This is a genomic window from Methylobacterium tarhaniae (assembly GCF_001043955.1).
Classification (GTDB): domain Bacteria; phylum Pseudomonadota; class Alphaproteobacteria; order Rhizobiales; family Beijerinckiaceae; genus Methylobacterium; species Methylobacterium tarhaniae.
The window spans coordinates 1-605 of record NZ_LABZ01000458.1 but is presented as its reverse complement, the minus strand read 5'-3'; the positions used below and the strand labels follow the sequence as shown (position 1 = coordinate 605).

Here is a 605-nt window from a genome sequence, read left to right as displayed (position 1 = left end):
ATCACCCGCGCGGCGAAGCCTGCCAGCATCGAGGCATCGTAGACCGCGAGCGTCGGGTGATAGCTGCGGCCGCGCCCGCTCCCGGTCGTGCCGCTCGTCATGAACACCCGCTCGGCGTGGTCCGGCGGGCAGCAGCTCAGGGTCAGGTCCTTGAACGCCTTGATCGGCACTGCCGGAATGTCGCGCCAGCGCCGCACCGTGAGCGGCGTGCGCCCGCGCTGTTGCGCGAAGCGGCGATACGGCGCGTTGTGGGTGAACTGGTAAGCGAAGAGCCGCAGGGCCAGCGCCTCGAAGGCGTCGTCGGTCGCGCCCGGTTGCCCGATGAAGGCGAGCAGGGCATCGACGATCTCGGCTTGCGACATCCCGGTTTGCGACATGACGGCCACCTCGCGCCCCTCTCGGGGCGACGGCCATGCCGGCGGAGATCATGCGCGAAATGACGGCGCGTCCGGCCCTGGGCCGTGCCGGTTCCGCATCCCTACGCCGGCATGACCCGGATCAGGTTCAGAGGGTCACCGCGGCGCCCGGACGGGTCCGAGCCGGCGGAATCTCAGCCCCCTCGCGAGGCTCCCCTGGGAGCGGGGAAAGTGGGGGGAGTGGGGGCG

General features: G+C 71.4%; 1 protein-coding gene and 1 riboswitch. The gene reads right to left on the bottom strand.

Annotation, left to right across the window (positions count from 1 at the left end):
* The coding region (locus tag VQ03_RS30630; RefSeq protein ID WP_167376158.1) for a phenylacetate--CoA ligase at nucleotides 1-377 on the bottom strand (377 nt) is incomplete at its 3' end.
* Nucleotides 378-475: 98 nt separating this feature from the next.
* A riboswitch (TPP riboswitch) is annotated at nucleotides 476-574 on the bottom strand.
* Between the last annotated feature and the right edge of the window lie 31 nt (nucleotides 575-605).